Origin of the sequence: Candidatus Accumulibacter meliphilus (genome assembly GCF_036625345.1) — a bacterium.
In the GTDB taxonomy this organism is placed as follows: Bacteria; Pseudomonadota; Gammaproteobacteria; order Burkholderiales; family Rhodocyclaceae; genus Accumulibacter; species Accumulibacter meliphilus.
In genome coordinates this window covers 518,911-533,794 of sequence record NZ_JAZKTZ010000002.1, presented here as the reverse complement: position 1 = coordinate 533,794, position 14,884 = coordinate 518,911, and the positions used below count along the sequence as shown (strand labels likewise).

Annotated in this window: 12 protein-coding genes, 1 tRNA gene and 2 pseudogenes; 5 read left to right on the top strand and 10 right to left on the bottom strand. The window is 62.1% G+C overall.

What is annotated here, in order from left to right:
• Positions 1 to 78: 78 nt before the first annotated feature.
• Positions 79 to 1,361, top strand: a pseudogene (serS, locus tag V5B40_RS05955) (serine--tRNA ligase).
• 103 nt (positions 1,362 to 1,464) lie between these two features.
• Positions 1,465 to 1,554: transfer RNA gene (locus V5B40_RS05950), tRNA-Ser, on the top strand.
• Between the two features lie 718 nt (positions 1,555 to 2,272).
• Here V5B40_RS05950 and V5B40_RS05945 read toward each other — a convergent pair.
• A complete protein-coding gene (locus V5B40_RS05945; protein WP_332353656.1) occupies positions 2,273 to 2,917 on the bottom strand; it encodes a hypothetical protein in 645 nt (214 codons plus the stop codon).
• A gap of 269 nt (positions 2,918 to 3,186) precedes the next feature.
• Between V5B40_RS05945 and V5B40_RS05940 the strand changes: the two genes are divergently transcribed.
• A complete protein-coding gene (locus V5B40_RS05940) occupies positions 3,187 to 3,444 on the top strand; it encodes a single-stranded DNA-binding protein (protein WP_332353655.1) in 258 nt (85 codons plus the stop codon).
• Positions 3,338 to 4,244 (top strand): annotated as a pseudogene (locus tag V5B40_RS05935) (IS1595 family transposase). The gene V5B40_RS05940 and the pseudogene V5B40_RS05935 overlap by 107 nt, the downstream one beginning before the upstream one ends.
• A gap of 375 nt (positions 4,245 to 4,619) precedes the next feature.
• Here V5B40_RS05935 and V5B40_RS05930 read toward each other — a convergent pair.
• From V5B40_RS05930 to V5B40_RS05905, 6 genes are all read right to left on the bottom strand, one after another.
• On the bottom strand, positions 4,620 to 4,820 hold the full coding sequence (locus tag V5B40_RS05930) for a hypothetical protein (protein ID WP_332353654.1): 201 nt from the start codon (positions 4,818 to 4,820) through the stop codon (positions 4,620 to 4,622).
• Entirely contained in the window at positions 4,817 to 5,611 is a 795-nt protein-coding gene (locus V5B40_RS05925) for an ExeA family protein (RefSeq protein ID WP_332353653.1), read from the bottom strand. Before V5B40_RS05925 ends, V5B40_RS05930 begins: the two co-directional genes overlap by 4 nt.
• A 1-nt stretch (position 5,612) precedes the next feature.
• Entirely contained in the window at positions 5,613 to 6,941 is a 1,329-nt protein-coding gene (locus V5B40_RS05920; protein ID WP_332353652.1) for a DDE-type integrase/transposase/recombinase, read from the bottom strand.
• 129 nt (positions 6,942 to 7,070) lie between these two features.
• Positions 7,071 to 7,604 carry a DUF6431 domain-containing protein gene (locus V5B40_RS05915; RefSeq protein ID WP_332353651.1) on the bottom strand — a complete coding sequence of 178 codons (534 nt, stop codon included), beginning with the start codon at positions 7,602 to 7,604 and terminating at the stop codon, positions 7,071 to 7,073.
• Positions 7,605 to 7,755: 151 nt separating this feature from the next.
• The gene (locus V5B40_RS05910; protein WP_332353650.1) at positions 7,756 to 9,777 is read right to left on the bottom strand and encodes a sensor histidine kinase; all 2,022 of its coding nucleotides are present in this window, start codon (positions 9,775 to 9,777) and stop codon (positions 7,756 to 7,758) included.
• Between the two features lie 75 nt (positions 9,778 to 9,852).
• On the bottom strand, positions 9,853 to 10,572 hold the full coding sequence (locus V5B40_RS05905) for a response regulator transcription factor (RefSeq protein ID WP_332353649.1): 720 nt from the start codon (positions 10,570 to 10,572) through the stop codon (positions 9,853 to 9,855).
• 297 nt (positions 10,573 to 10,869) lie between these two features.
• On the opposite strand from V5B40_RS05905, the gene V5B40_RS05900 reads away from it, so the two are divergent.
• On the top strand, positions 10,870 to 10,995 hold the full coding sequence (locus V5B40_RS05900; RefSeq protein WP_332353648.1) for a hypothetical protein: 126 nt from the start codon (positions 10,870 to 10,872) through the stop codon (positions 10,993 to 10,995).
• 119 nt (positions 10,996 to 11,114) lie between these two features.
• Here V5B40_RS05900 and istB read toward each other — a convergent pair whose 3' ends face one another.
• From istB to V5B40_RS05885, 3 genes are read right to left on the bottom strand one after another with little or no spacing between them, the layout of a single operon-like run.
• Entirely contained in the window at positions 11,115 to 11,861 is a 747-nt protein-coding gene (gene istB / locus V5B40_RS05895) for an IS21-like element helper ATPase IstB (RefSeq protein WP_332353647.1), read from the bottom strand.
• The gene (gene istA, locus V5B40_RS05890; RefSeq protein ID WP_332353646.1) at positions 11,848 to 13,350 is read right to left on the bottom strand and encodes an IS21 family transposase; all 1,503 of its coding nucleotides are present in this window, start codon (positions 13,348 to 13,350) and stop codon (positions 11,848 to 11,850) included. The genes istB and istA overlap by 14 nt, the downstream gene beginning before the upstream one ends.
• Positions 13,347 to 13,715, bottom strand: coding sequence for a hypothetical protein (locus V5B40_RS05885; RefSeq protein ID WP_332353645.1), 369 nt, complete (start codon positions 13,713 to 13,715; stop codon positions 13,347 to 13,349). Before V5B40_RS05885 ends, istA begins: the two co-directional genes overlap by 4 nt.
• Positions 13,716 to 14,884: the final 1,169 nt, after the last annotated feature.

The following is a 14,884-nucleotide window of genomic DNA, read 5'->3' as shown; positions in this document are numbered from 1 at the left end:
CGCAGCCGTCCGCCGGACCTGCGGCAGCAGTGGAAGAGGGCGGATCGCGCCGCGCGATCGCCAAGCTGAGGACTGAGCATGCTCGACATCCAACACCTGCGCAGCGACATCGATGCCCTTGCCGAACGCCTGGCAAGGCGCGGTTTCGTACTCGACAAAGCGACTTTCCAGAACCTCGAAAGCGAGCGCAAGACCCTGCAGACCCGCACCCAGGATCTGCAGGCCAGCCGCAACAGCCTCTCCAAGCAGGTCGGCATGCTCAAGGGCCGCGGTGAAGACGCCGCGCCGGTGATGGCGCAGGTGGCGGCGCTGAAGAGCGAACTGGAAGCCAACGAGGTCCGCCTCGGCGAGCTGCTCAAGGAACTCGATGCCTTCCTGGCGCTGCTGCCCAACCTGCCCGACGAGAGCGTGCCGATCGGAAAATCCGAAGCCGACAACGTCGAAGTCAAATGCTGGGGCGCGCCACGCGTCTTTGACTTTGCCGTCAAGGATCACGTCGATCTCGGCGAAGCGCTCGGTCAGCTCGACTTCGCCACCGCCGCGAAAATTGCCGGCACGCGCTTTTCACTGATGCGCGGACAGCTGGCCCGTCTGCACCGGGCGCTCGCCCAGTTCATGCTCGATACGCATACCATCGAGCATGATTACCTCGAAGTGTACGCGCCGTACCTGGTCAACGCCGCCAGCCTGCTCGGCACCGGACAGTTGCCGAAATTCGAAGAAGATCTGTTCAAGATCTGCGCGCCGACGCCGAGCCGCTGTACCTCATTCCGACCGCCGAAGTGCCGGTCACCAACATCGTCCGTGGCGAGATTCTCGCCGCCGACGCGCTGCCGCTCAGGCTCGTCTGCCATACGCCGTGTTTTCGCTCCGAAGCCGGCTCCTACGGTCGCGACACGCGCGGCATGATTCGCCAACACCAGTTCGACAAGGTCGAGCTGGTCCAGATCGTCGCTCCCGAAGCCTCGCTGGCGGCGCACGAAGAACTCACCGGCCACGCCGAAACGATCCTCGAACTGCTCGATCTGCCGTACCGCCGCGTCACCTTGTGCAGCGGCGACATGGGCTTTTCGGCGACCAAGACCTACGACCTGGAAGTCTGGTTGCCGGCGCAGAACGCCTATCGCGAGATCTCCTCGTGCTCCAACTTCGGCGCCTTCCAGGCCCGCCGCATGCAGGCCCGCTACCGCAACGAGCGCAACCGGACCGAACTGGTGCACACCCTCAACGGCTCGGGTCTGGCCGTCGGGCGGACGCTGGTGGCGATCATGGAAAACTTCCAGCATGCCGACGGCAGCATCAGCGTTCCGGCCGTCCTGCGCCCCTACATGGGCGGATTGGAGCGCATCGGCGCGACGTGAACGGGCCAGACGGCGAGCGCCGATAGCGCGTTTCCCTTGGCGTGCAAGAATATTTCCCTTGGCGCGTCATCCAGCACTTCTTGTGCTAACATTGCGCCCCGTCGGAGAGGTGGCAGAGTGGCCGAATGTACCTGACTCGAAATCAGGCGTAGGTGTGAGCCTACCGAGGGTTCGAATCCCTCCCTCTCCGCCAGTAGGTCATAGTAAGTGCCTGAAAAACAAAAATAATACGAATAGTGGCCAACGGCGACCCACAAAACAACCCACAAAATAACATGCGCCAACGAATTCTCCCCTGCCGGGAAACGGTGGCCACTTAGTCTGCTTCTGTACGTAGCATGCCAGGGGGACTCGGATGGAGATGCGTGCGAGGTTGCAGAGCCCAGAGGTCGGCTCTTGTCCTGCAACAACAGTGCGCCATGACTAGCCGGGTGATCGTGGCCTTCGGCAAAGAATACGGTTTTGGTTCGTCGGTCAGCTACGAAGACAACAGGGCGTATCGAGGCCAAGGCGGGAATGATCGCGCCAATACTCGCGATCCGGCAATCATTCTTCAGCGTTTTTGGTTGCCCACGCGCATGTGGCTGTTCGCATAGATGACGCTGACCGGGTGGTACAAGGCCAGCAATTGTTCAGCGACGAACGGAGTACCCAGTGCTTGCTGCGTCGATCTCCTTCCGCGTGTGCCGATGGATGACGGGCAGAGGACGCTTGAGCCAGAGCCGCATGCGGCGCAACGGCTGTCGACTCAGTTTTTGGCTGGCGCTCGAGGTGCTTGTGCCTGTATAAGGTCGCGGCCGAGGGCCAAGGGCAAAAAAAGCAAGCAGCTTCGGCTTGGCGTGTACACGGGCACTGAGCGTTGGAAGCGGGACAACGGTAACTGCTTCCTTCAGAAACCGGTTGGGGGCTTTCTACTCGCTTTCAGCGCGTTCCTTGGTGGCGTCTTCCGTCACAGAATTCTCAACCCCCACCACCGGGCCATCGGTTTGTTCAGTAACCGTCTCCTTCCGCCGGGCCGCCAGCACCGCACGCGTAGCGAGCTGCCGGATCTGTCCGGCCAGACGAAGAATCCGCCGCTTCCATTCATAGACCCCGCGCGCGTATTGGCTGTCGCTGATGACGCATGACAGCCAGAGCGTATCCAGGTGGGTCATCATCCCGTCGAACTCGCGGATGATCGCCAGGTTCTTGATCGAGCGTGGCGAGGTGATCTGCACATCGATGGTCTTTGCACTGGTGTAGCCGATCGCAGTCTCGATGCCATTGCCCTCGGCCACTTCCTTCAGCCGCAACGACTCCTTGCGAATCTCCTCCAGGGTCTGGTCGATCTGAGTATCGACCAAGGTATCGACTTCCAGCGCCTGCTCTTCGCTCCCGATGAATCGCAAGACCACACTCAACGAGAACAGCGCGTTGGCGCACATCTCGTAGCCACGGTCGAAGATCTGCTGCGCGTGCAGCGAATTGAGCAAGGCCTTTTGCGTCAGGAAGGGCCGGCTGTTGTCCTGCCGGACCGACGGAATGTGCGTCGAATCGTTCCTCTGTCGCTGTGCCATCTGCCGTCTCCCGGAGTGTCGATCAAGCCCAGCGTATCGCTTGCACTGCGAGCGCGACCTTCGAAAAGCGCCCAGAAGCGACGCATTTCAAACTCCTGCGACGACCGTGGCGGCAGAGAATTCAGCCATCTCTCGTTCCGTCTATGACGATCGAAGTGAAGGTAGCTGGCCTTCTTCATAAACAGCATTCTCTCCAACCCCCGGCGGGGTAGCCCCGTCAGGATACGGCGGCGTCCCTGCCTTTCTTGTCAGGAGCCCATATGCCCTCGTTGAACAAAGTCACCCTCATCGGCCATCTCGGCGCCGACCCCGAGGTTCGCTACACCCAGAACCGAGAAGCGATCGCCACGATCCGGATCGCGACGACGGAGATCAGCAAGGACAAGTCGTCCGGTGAACGCAAGGAAACCACAGGACCTTATCAACGATGCCAAGTGCTTCGAAGTCGTTCGGGACCTGCGCTGGCCAGAGGGTGTTCGCTGTCCGCATTGTGCGGACGAGCACGTTATCAAGTTTGGTCGCGATGAGACCCAGGAACATCGCCAGAGGTACCGCTGTAAGTCCTGTGAAAGGTACTTTGACGACTTAACCGACACGATCTTCGAAGGGCATCACCTACCCTTGCGCACTTGGATCTTGTGTTTGTATTTCATGGGGTTGAACCTGTCGAACACGCAAATCGGCAAGGAACTGGGCCTCAACAAGGACGACGTTCAGAAGATGGCGACCCAACTTCGAGAAGGGGTAGTCAGTCGCAAGCCCGCCCCAGCGCTCCAGGGAACCGTTGAGTGTGACGAGGTCTATGTGGTGGCGGGGCACAAGGGACATCCTTTGGCAGTAAAAAAAACACCGTAAGGGCCGCAGAAACCGCCTGAAGGGGGCTCGCGGTCGCGGCACGCTTGCCAAGGAGAAGCCTCCGGTTTTCGGCATGATCCAGCGCGGCGGTCAAGTCGTCATCCGCATGCTCGAAAACGTCCGCCAAGTCATGATACAACTGCTGATCCAGGCCACCATCGCGCCGGGCACCCTAGTGCTGACCGACGAGTATGACATCTACGGCCGTCTGCCTGAGTGGGGCTACAATCACAAGACCGTCTGCCACAGCGCCCGCGAGTACGCCCGCGATGAAGACGGCGGCGGCTTCCATGAGGTTCACGTCAACACCATCGAGGGCTTCTGGTCCTTGCTGCGCTCCTGGCTGCGGCCTCACCGCGGCATCTCCCAGGAAAGTCTTCCTCTCTACCTCGGCTTCTTCGAGTTCGTTCACAACGCCAAAAATCGCGGAAAGCGACTTCTCGAATCCCTCTTGGGGTTGCTCCTCAGCTAACAACCCGAAACCCATAATGAGCCTTCACGAATTATGCACTCGCAAGCGCCCCGATCATCGCCGTCCGGAATGATCGGTCAAGGCCGGTGCTGGATTCTTGGCTCTATATTAGCGCTGCAGTAGTATCCGGCAGAAGCACGCGATCGTCTTCCTGGAACCCGTTGGGGGACCTTACTGCGCCCCTCCAACCCGCATCCGCTGTAATGTCAGCACGAAACCCACGCCATCTTCCACGTTGCGAACGCTGATCGTCCCGCCTGTTACGTCCTGCGCTGATTTAGAGCCCTCGGCCCAAGCTTTTCGAGGTTGAAACGCTGGCCGAGTCCCACGCTGCGACGGGAACATCTATCCCGGCGGCAGCGTGGGATGAAGGCGCTACCGAGGCGGCAGCGGCGGGGTCCGCCAGGGGGCTTCGGGATCGTACAGATTCATCTGCCGCTGGTGGTAGCGGCGCAGCTGTACGAAGTAACGGCTTTCGCATGCGACGGCGAGCTGGTTAAGGAATTCACTGAGCGCTGCCGCGCTTTCATCGGAGAGCCCATCGGGGAACAACGGGAGAGCAGAGCGGCGGCTCATCGCAATTCCTCGATCGCCAACTGCAAGAGATCGTCCGGCAGATGATTGAGGCCGCGTGGTACCGCCAGGCGCATCGCCGTGCGCAGAATTCTCCCGGCGTGCCGCGGTAGCCCCTTGCTGGCCTGCCGCAAGATCTCCAGGCCCGAATCGCTGAGCAGCGTATGCGTGCAACCGGCGCTCTTCAGGCTGTGCTGGATCAGTTGCGCAAAGCGCTCGCGTTCGAGCACCGGTTTGAGCTTCACGCGTACCTGAATGCGCCCGGCCAGCGCCGCATAAGGCGCCCGCTCCAGTGTTTGCGCCAGTGCCGGATGGCCGATCAACCAGACCGACATCACATCGCGTGTATCAAAAGCGAAGTTGAGAAAGGCCGGCAAATCGCGGAAGAACTCCAGCGGCAGATTCTGCGCCTCGTCGATGATCCATACCGGCACCAACTGGCGGCCATCGACCAGTTGCAGAATCCGCTCCTTCAGATCGCGCCATAGCTGCGCCCGCCGATAGCCCGCTTCCACTCCCAGAGCGCGCGCCAGACCGCGATAGATATCGAGCCGCCCGAAATCCGTCTCGGCCTGATAGATCACCAGGTGGCGATGCGGATTCAGGCCGCGGGTCAGCTGGCGCAAGGCGGCCGTCTTGCCCACTCCCGGTTCGCCGGTGATCAGGCCGACTCCGGGCGAGTGCAACAACCAGGCGAAGCGCTCCGCCAACAGCCCCAGCGCACCGTCATCCCACAACTCGGCCGCTTCCTTGCCCAGCGGCGAATGCCGCAAACCAAAGTGTTGCAAGTCCATTTCACTCCCCCTTGCAGTCGTAATATTGCTGATAGATCAGCTCGATCAGATTCGGGCCGCTCTTCGTCGGGGGCGCTGGGTCAGTGTTCGCCGGGTCCGGCTGGCGTCGCCGACGTGTGGCGTTGGCCAGTGCATCGAGCGGCGTCGCCGCGCCGATCGCTTTCCCTTCCTCGTCCTCGACGCCGATCACTACCTCGGTATGCGGATCGACCACCAGAGACACCGTTTGACCGGAGAGCTCGAACGGCACCTCGAAGCGTTTGCCGTGATACGACACCGTGCCATCCTTGCGCACCAGACGGCTGACGCGATGCCGGAACAAGAGATCGAGCTTCGCCGCCAACGGCCCGAGCGGGCGAATCCTGGACAGGTCCTGCTGGTAACGTGCCAAAGGGCTGATGCCGTCCAGACTGGCATGCGGGCGGCGGTGATAAACCTGCTCGAGCCAAGCCCACAAACGCGCGTTGAGATCGTCCAGGCTGGCGATATGGCGCTCGTCGAGTTCGCTGAGAAACTGATCGCGGCAGGTACGGTGCCAGCGCTCCAATTTGCCCTTGCCCTCGGGCGCGTACGGCCGGCAGTGAATGAGATGGATGCCCAGCCGGGCGCAGATCCCCTGCAAAGTTTCGGCGCGATAGGCGGCGCCATTATCAACGACCAACTTGAGCGGAATGCCGCGCCTGAGCACCGCCTGCTTGAGCACGCCTTCGATGTCCAGAGCGGTCTCGCCAGGGCAGAAGGCGCTGTGCGTGAGCAACCGGGAAGCGTCGTCGAACAGTGAGACGAGATAGCTCTTGGCGAGTTTGCCGCCGATCGGGACGCGTGGGCCGTGCATCACGTCGCCATACCAGATCGCCCCCGCGGTCGCGGCGACAAAGCTGCGTTTCTCTTCCGGCAGGCTGGCCGAGCCGCTGATTCGTGACAGACCGTGCTGCTGCAGCAGACGGTGAATGGTCGAGCGGGCGAGGCCGCCACGGGCGACGGTGCCGGCCGCTTCGAGCAATTGGCGAATCTGGCACAGCGAGCGCCGCGGGTTGTCGCGCTTGGCGGCAAGAATGGCGGCCTGGGTGGCGGCGGAGAGCTTCGATTGCCCGCGGTCGGCGCGTACCTTGGGCGTCAGCCCATCGAGTTTGTGGAGGCGCCAGGCGTAGTACCAGGCCTGAATCGTCTTCTCGCTCAGATGCCGCCGACGGGTGCCGGGAATGGCGTATTCGCGGCTGGCCAGCTCGCGCAGAATCTGTTGCAGTTCTCCCCGCTCCAGCCGCTCGCGGCTAATCAGCGGACCCAGGACGGACAGGCGAAACAGGGCTTTCGGATCAATCGGGTTCATGACCACTCCTTGTGATAAATCGGAGAGGTGATCAAACCAGAAGGACCCGGATAATGACAGGAGCAAACTGTGTGGGGACCCCGCCCGGGCGGGGTCTGCCCTGTCCGCCGCTCGTTCAGGATCAGGACATCACGGGATGTTCAGCTCTTGATCAAGGAGGGTCATGGCTTGCACCAGCCCCATGGATTCGAATACCCGACGCCAGAAAGCGCCGAAGTCGGCGGCCCGCCCGAGTTCGGCACAGCGGGCGCGCAGGTGAAACTCGAACAGCAGGCTGCTCTTCTGTAGCCAGTCCCACCAGCGACCGGCGGTACGCCGGTCCGGCAGGCTGCCGAGTGCACGGCGCTGATCGGAGCGTTCGCTCAACTGCCGTTCGAGGTGGGCTTGCTGCACCGACCAGTCATACCAGCGGCGCGGTGCGATGCACGCCGGCAGACGTGAACAGGTGCGCCGACAACCAGAGCAACGGTAGCGGCAGATCGGTATCGGATTGAGTGAAACCTGCCCGGCTCGCCGGTCGGCCTTGCGCTCATAGTGCCCGTGTGGCCAAAGGATCTTGAGCCCGCAATGCGGGCAGCACGGCGGCCGATACACTTCGGGGGCTTGCCTGACGGCCTCAAGATGCTGCTCGATCGTGTCGATGCCGGCTACAATTCGCTGCATGGGCTGGGCTCTCTTCTATCTCGGTTGTCTTGATAACTTCCCACGATAACAGAGGTGTCCCGGCCCATCTTTCGTTCACGTCGTCCCAGCCTCGTTCAGGCAGCACGCCTTCCTTCGCTCTCGCCGTTCATGGGATAGGCGACGCCGTCAGTTACTGGAGAGCGGCGGACGTAACACCGCCCATCTTGGCCATGTACGTCTTGGCGACGAAGAGACCTTGGCCGCGGTTACCGTTGGCGCCGGCTTCCGCATGCTCGGAAACGCCGTACTCGAAGATCTTGTCCAGGAAATCCTCAGCAATCGGCTGGCCGACATTGTGAATGATCACCGTCGCCGTGGTCTCCGTGCTCTCCAGGGTGAGTGTGATCGGCGTGCCCGGCTGACGGTACCGATCCGCGTTCTTGAGGATGTGCGAAAAGACGTCTTCAAGGGGAAACTCATCGGCGCGTACCCCCACCGGTTGGTACGCCGCGGCGCAACGCACGTCGACAAAGCCGGAGTTGTCAGCGACGTTACGCAGGAACTTGGCGATGTCGATCGCCTGAACCTGTAACGCCGAGGACTGAAAAGCTTCGCTGGGGCTGGCGTTGCCGTAGAGCACACGCACCGCCTGCTGCATGCGGTTGATGTAGCGGTAGCTGGGGTCGCCGGCGTGGCGATGCAGCACCAGGAGCGATTGTAGTGGTGACATGATTTCGTGACCGACGGCGTGCCATAGATCCCGTTCCTGCTCGGCGCGTATTCTTTCTCGCTCGGCGTCTTCCTTCACTCGACGCAGCAGATCGTTGAGGCAGTTGGCGAGGATGCCCAACTCGTCGCTGCCCCGCAGATCCGCCAGATCGAAGCGCTGCAGACCGCCCGTGGTTTTCACGCTTCTGGAGAGTGCGCTGGAACGCCGGGTGAGGCGGGTAATGCGGCGGATGATGCCGGCTTCGATGACCAGCCACGCCAGCGCAATGGCCAACAGCATGGGACCGACGAACCAGGACACGCGGGTGGCAACGGCGCTCAGGATCTGGTTCACACTGCGTGCGTCCCCGTGGAGCACAATTCGATAACTGCCCATCGGCGTCGCCACCTCGTCGGCGAGTTCAACCGGGGCGTCGTAGCTTTCAACCGGCAGCCTGCGAACCAGACGGGCGAGCAGCGGGGACGCTTCTTCGATGACCTCGACCTGGCCGCGCAGTTGCACCCGATCAGTCGGCTCTGCGTGGCCGACGTTCCAAATCGTCAGGGTTTCGCCTGGCCGGAGAAGAGCCGTCAGGTCGTTGAGGGAAAAGGGCGGGACGGCACCGTCCTCGTTGCTGTCGAAAATCGCCGCACCGTCGCCGGGTGGCAGTATTTCCACGCGGACCTGAAACTGGTCGAGGTCTGGTGGCGGCCACTGGGGCTTTTCCGGCTGGAAGAGCGCATCGCGCAGCACGTCAATCGGCAGGCGTAGCGAGAAAAACGATTTCTTCTCGCAGTCCTCGTCGCTCTCCTTGGCGGCGTCAAGGCACCGACCGCTCTGCCATACCCAGCCGCGGAATTCTTTCACCGGCATCTCGCCGGTGTAGTCCCGGTCGTCCAGTTCCACGTAACCCGTGAAACGACCTCGCATCCCCGACGCGCGCCGACGCTCGTCACGGCTCGGGACTTCGAAGGGCGCGACCCAGCGGTACGTCTCTCCACGCAGGCTAACCACCACCCGCAAGCGGTGGGCCCCATCGAGGAACTCGTTGCCGATGCGGTGAGGCACCAACGTCGGGCTGACGAAAGTGCCCGCCGCATAGATGAAGCCGCCGGCCCAGGGGTTGTTGGCAATCGCCACGCAGAGACTGCCGTAGTTCTTGTACTGGACCAGGCAACCAGCCATTTCCACGGCGTGGCGGACCTTGCCCTGATCGTCGAAGTCGATGGCCGAGAAGGGCAGCATCACCGGGCGTAGCGGTGTCACGGGACCCTCGCCGCGCGGCGGGTTGAGGAGGGCCAGTTGGCCAGCCGGGTGGCGCAGGCGGGCCACGATCTGTTCCTTGGTCTTGGCGAAGCTCACCTGATAGTTGTCGTAACTGCGCTGTTTTTCCTCCTGCAAGACCGCAACCGCCATGGCCACCACGGCCAGCGCAAGCAGCAGGAAGGAAGTCCGAAAGAGGATGCGCAGCCGGAACGACGCCAGCCAGGCCAGCGGTTTCATTCCGGCGACCTCCCCGAAGAGGCGTAGCGATGCGCCCGGTTGCGGCGGAGGAATCTCCTGCTGCCCATCGCCCGCTTACCGATCGCTTGCGCCGGTGGCGACCGGGTCTGACCATCGGAAGCCGCGCATGGGGATGTTCTCGGTACGATCGAACGCCTCGTCCAGTTCACGAAAAGCCTCGCGGATGCTGCTGATGTGTTTACGGATGTTGTCCCGACTCCGGCCGCTCTTGACCACCCGGGACAGTTCTTCGTAAGAGACTACCTCGCCCCGTTTCTCGTAGAGCGCAGCGAGGATGCGCTGGGCGGTCAGTGGCAGGTTGATTCGTTGTCCCCGCCATAGGGGCGTGCTCTGCCGCAGGGGATCAATGGAGAGTTCGTCGCTGGCAGCCAAGGGCGGCTTGACGCTTGCACGCTGTCGGACGGCGCGCAGGATTTCCAGGAAGGTATCGATGAACTCGGCTTCCTCGAAGGTGGCCTTCTGCAAGTAATCCCAGGCATCCAGTGCCTTCATGATGCCGCGGTAGATGGTGGCGGGCATCGCCGAGACCACCAGCACCGGTGTACCGCTGGTGCGCCTGTTGATGGCGTTGATGATCGCAACACCCGCGTGACGCTCCCGCCCCAGTTCGATATCCAGCACCACCAGGTCGTACTGCACGCGAGCCAGGGCGGCTTCCGCATCGTCGCGGGTGAACCACTGCTCCACGGTGATGCCCGGGTGCGCGGAAAGAATCCATTCCTTGAGTTGATTGCTGGTGGGAATGTCGTCTTCGATGACGGCCACTTTGAACATGGGGCGCTCCGATCCTGTTTTCCAGAAGTATCGCTATTTTTGACGGAGAAAGCACCGCCGTCGTGTGAAGGTTTCTTCACACGTGTGACGGTTTGTTCACGCGTCGGAAGAAGCGCGAATGTTGCGGAACAAACGGGTTGGGCTGGCTACCGAAGTCGCCCGGTGGCGGCATGGAATCCTCCACCGCAGGTCCGGCACCATGGGGGTCATGAGCAAACGGAAGGCAGCTGGATCATGGCGCCGCAAGAGGGTCAAGAACCCACGCACCGGAAACGCATGACAGGGAAGGGAGCCACCATGTCGGATCGTCTGAGGAACCTCGTTTTCATCCCCCGTTACATCCCGGAAATGCCGGCCGTTGCCGAGTCTCTGACCGGCAGATGTCCGCGCCGTGGCGAAAGCGGCGTCCACGAGCCGACCTGAATCTGGTGTAAGGAAAGCGGGCTCCGGGGCGTGGAACCTTTGGTTTGAGCACGAAGAAGGAGGGCCGAGCCCCCGGAGTGAGGGCGATCGGAGCAGGCTGGTAGAGGACGGGTTCTAAATCAGGCGTCGTGCTGCTCGCGCATGCGGTAGGACGGTCCTTCGATGACCAGTGTCTCGGCATGATGCAGCAGGCGGTCGAGCAAGGCGGCGGTGAGGGTGCTGTCGTTGTTGAAGATCTCCGGCCATTGTTTGTACGCTTTGTTCGATGTAATGATTGTCGAACCGCGCTCATAGCGCTGACAGATCACCTGGAAGAGGCCATCGGCGCCAAACTTGTCAATCGGCAGATAGCCCAATTCATCGACGCAGAGGATGGCGGGTTTGAGCAGTCTGGCCATCTCGCGTTTGACCCCGCCGGTGGCTTGGGCGGCGGCGAGCGCATTGACGATGTCGACGGCGGAGGTGAACAGCGTCGTCAGGCCCTGCAGGCAGGCCGCATGAGCAAGGGCAATGGCCAGATGAGTCTTGCCGACGCCGACCGCGCCGAGCAGGATCACGTTGCCATGCGGCGGCACGAAGTCGAGCCGAAACAGATGCTGGATTTGCGCGCGATTGATCTTCTTCGGCCATGACCAGTCGAAGCCGTCGAGCGTCTTGATCCCGGGCAAGCGCGCGGCCTGGATGCGGCGGGCAATCAGCGCCTCATCGCGGCGAGCGACCTCGCCGGCCACCAGGCCTTCCAGAAAGCGACCATGAGACCACGACTCGCGGGCCGCCTGAGTCATCAAGTCCGGCGCGTGCTGGACGAAATACGGCAGCTGCAAACGACCCAGATGCTTCGCCAGAACCGCCTCAGTCATGGTCATGATCGCCTCCTGAATTGTCTTGCGGATGAGTTCCTGTGGGGATGTCCGGATAAGCAGACAAGTCCGCCGGTGGCAGTTCAATCTCCAGCAGATCCTGCCGGCGGATAAGATGAAGCGGGCTCGGCTCGGGCAACTGGCGGCGACGTGCATCAATCAGATGGGCGATGTATTCGCTGCTGAAGGCCTCGAAGGCCAGGGCGTCGGTCATCGCCCGCACGACGGCGTCGTCGCCATGGATCTCGACCAGCGCCACGATCTTGCGCACATGCGCCATCGCATTCCCCCGGCGATCGAGCAAGCCCGCGTGATACTTCTCTGCCAGTGGCGTCAGACCCAGAAAGCGCTTCAGTACCAGCGCATCGCGGGCATGCCGGCGTTGAGCGATCAAGGCCTTCGGATGATCGGGGTCCTCGATGTCCTGATGGCGCTCGAACGAACGACCATGGCGGGCGACCAACTCGCCGTCGTGATAGACACAGACGCGATCCGGATAGACCTTCATCGTCACCGGTCGTCCCGCCAGGCGGGCGGGGACGGAATAGCGATTGCTCTCGAGCGTGACCCGGAACTGTCGGTTGGCACGAACGGCCAGGACCCGACCGACATCGAACAGCCGGGGATTGACCGGCTGCAGATGAGCGCGCTCCTCGACCCAGAGATCTTCCGGCCGGCGTTGCGTTTCGCGATGCAGGCGGACGTTGGCCACCGTCTCCAGCCACAGCCTGACGGCCGCATTGAGCGCGCTGAAGCTTGGCAGCTCCAGGCCGGCCAGGAAATTGGTTTTGACATAAGCGACGCCCCTTTCCGCGCGTCCCTTCTCATTTCCTTTTCTCGGCGCACAGGCGACGATTTCGAAGCCGTAATGGCGGGCGAAATCGAGATAGCGCGGATTGAACTGCACCGGCTCGCCACGCACATGACGCAAGACCGCACTGCGCAGATTATCGACCATGACCTTACGCGGCACCCCCAGGGCAACAAAGGCGTTGATGTGTGCCGCCAGAAAGTGCTCCATCGTTTGCGAGAGCGCAAACTCGACGTACAGCTTCCGGCTCCAGGCGAGCACCATGACGAAGAAGGAAAGGCGGCGCCGGGTGTTGCCCACGGCGATGGTGCCGTATTCTCCCCAGTCGACCTGGGCCGCCTCCCCGGGGGCGAAGGCCAGGGTCAGGAAGGCCTCGCGCCGGGGCGGGCGGATCTTGTGGACGTAGTCCTTGACGATGCTGATGCCGCCTTCGTAGCCAGCATCCCGCAGGCGTTGAAACACCTGCTGGGCAGTGAGCGGATGCGCATCGAGCCAGCCGACGATGCGCCCCTTGTAGGGATCGAGCTTGCTGGTTCGCGGCACGGGCGCCCGCGGCGCATACGGGCGGTGCATCCAGTGGCGGACGGTCTTGACGTCCAGGTCCAGGCTATCGGCAAGTTGGGGGGCCGTCAGATGACTGGCCACCCCCTCGCGAATGGCGCACCACGTGGCATAGTCGATCATGGCCGGCCCTCCAGAACAGCGCGCAGCCGCGCCAGACGGGTGTCGACCGGCACGTACTCGGGCACGCTCAGGACCTGGTACAAAGGTGGATCGTAGGCGATCAGGTCGAGGGCGATCAAATCCCGGCGGGCGCGGGCCAGGCGACCGGCATCCATCTGCAGACGCCGACAGAGGCTGGCCTCGCTGTAGTAGGAAAGACCGCAGGCATCAGCGACGGTGACGAGAAACAGGTACAGCGCCCAGGCGCCAACGTCAGCCTTCTCGATGTAGTGTTCCCGCACCAGCCGATGATCGAGCCAGCTGAAGTGCGCGGGCACCTGCCGCTGACGTTCCGGATTCACTAGCCGCTTCGTCGGACTGTTCATACGAGCCTCCTCGGATGTCCTGTCCCAGTTGTAGCAGCCGGGTCACGGCCGAGGCGATGTCATCTTGTAACGTGCTGCCCCAGATATGGGCGATTAAGCCAATAAGAACAGTGGGTTGGGCGTTCAAGAAATCTTGTAACGGTGGCGCCAGTTCCGTCGTGGAAGCGTTACAAGATTTCTTCAGGGGCAGCGAGGCCTCGGCTGGCAGGGGCGCCGAGGCGTCGGGCTCGAACAGCAAGGTGTCTTGTATCGCGGGCTCGATCAGCGGTGCCGGCTTACGGTGGCTGTATCCAGGATGCTCCTGTCGCCAGGCCTTGACCCGCGCCACGGCTTCTGGTCCGCGATGATAGTCGAGGTTCTTGGCGAGCCATTTCGCCTGGCTGGCCCGCTTGCTCGCTGCCTTGCACGCCGCGGACCCGCAATAACGCTGATGCCGCGCGTTACGCCTGTCCGGCACAAACGCCTGACCGCAATTCACGCAGGGGTCCTGCCTCTCTCTGCCCATCTCGCGTCCCCTCCTGCCTCATCACAGGACGGGCTACTACACGATCTGGAAAGAAAACCAAAGAAGACCCAAACAGCGAAGAAAAACCAGGTCTAGATCAAGCCCTCGAAGAACATCAAGAAACCCAAGAAAATCCAGTTTCACGTCCGCCGGTGGCGACCAGTTTCAGGTTGGCCGCGACAATCGTCTGAGGAACCTCGTTTTCATCCCCCGTTACATCCCGGAAATGCCGGCCGTTGCCGAGTCTCTGACCGGCAGAGGGCCTCTGTCGTTATTCAGCGCGTTCGGGATGGGGCAGGAAAACCTGGCAGTGGTACCGCAGGAATCCTGCAGGGATACCTCGGGGGTTTTGAGCGTTTTTGACCACGATCCGTGCACCGCCAGAGCACCTGGCCGCATGCGACGCGAGCGTATTCACTGTCAGGTTCGAAATGCGACCGGGAAGGACGCATATCGGCCGCAAGGGGAGGCGGCTGGTGCCTACGATTGCACCCACCATGCCCTATTACATAAGGATTGGTTGGGCTGCAGCCTTATGGAAGAAGAAGCCTGCTCATTGGCCTGGAATTACCCCCTGGGAGACGTCCTGCGAGGCCTGGAAGCCGGCCAAATAGGCGAAATGGCCGTCCTTGGTAACCGGGAAGGGCGCTTGGCTTCGGTCACA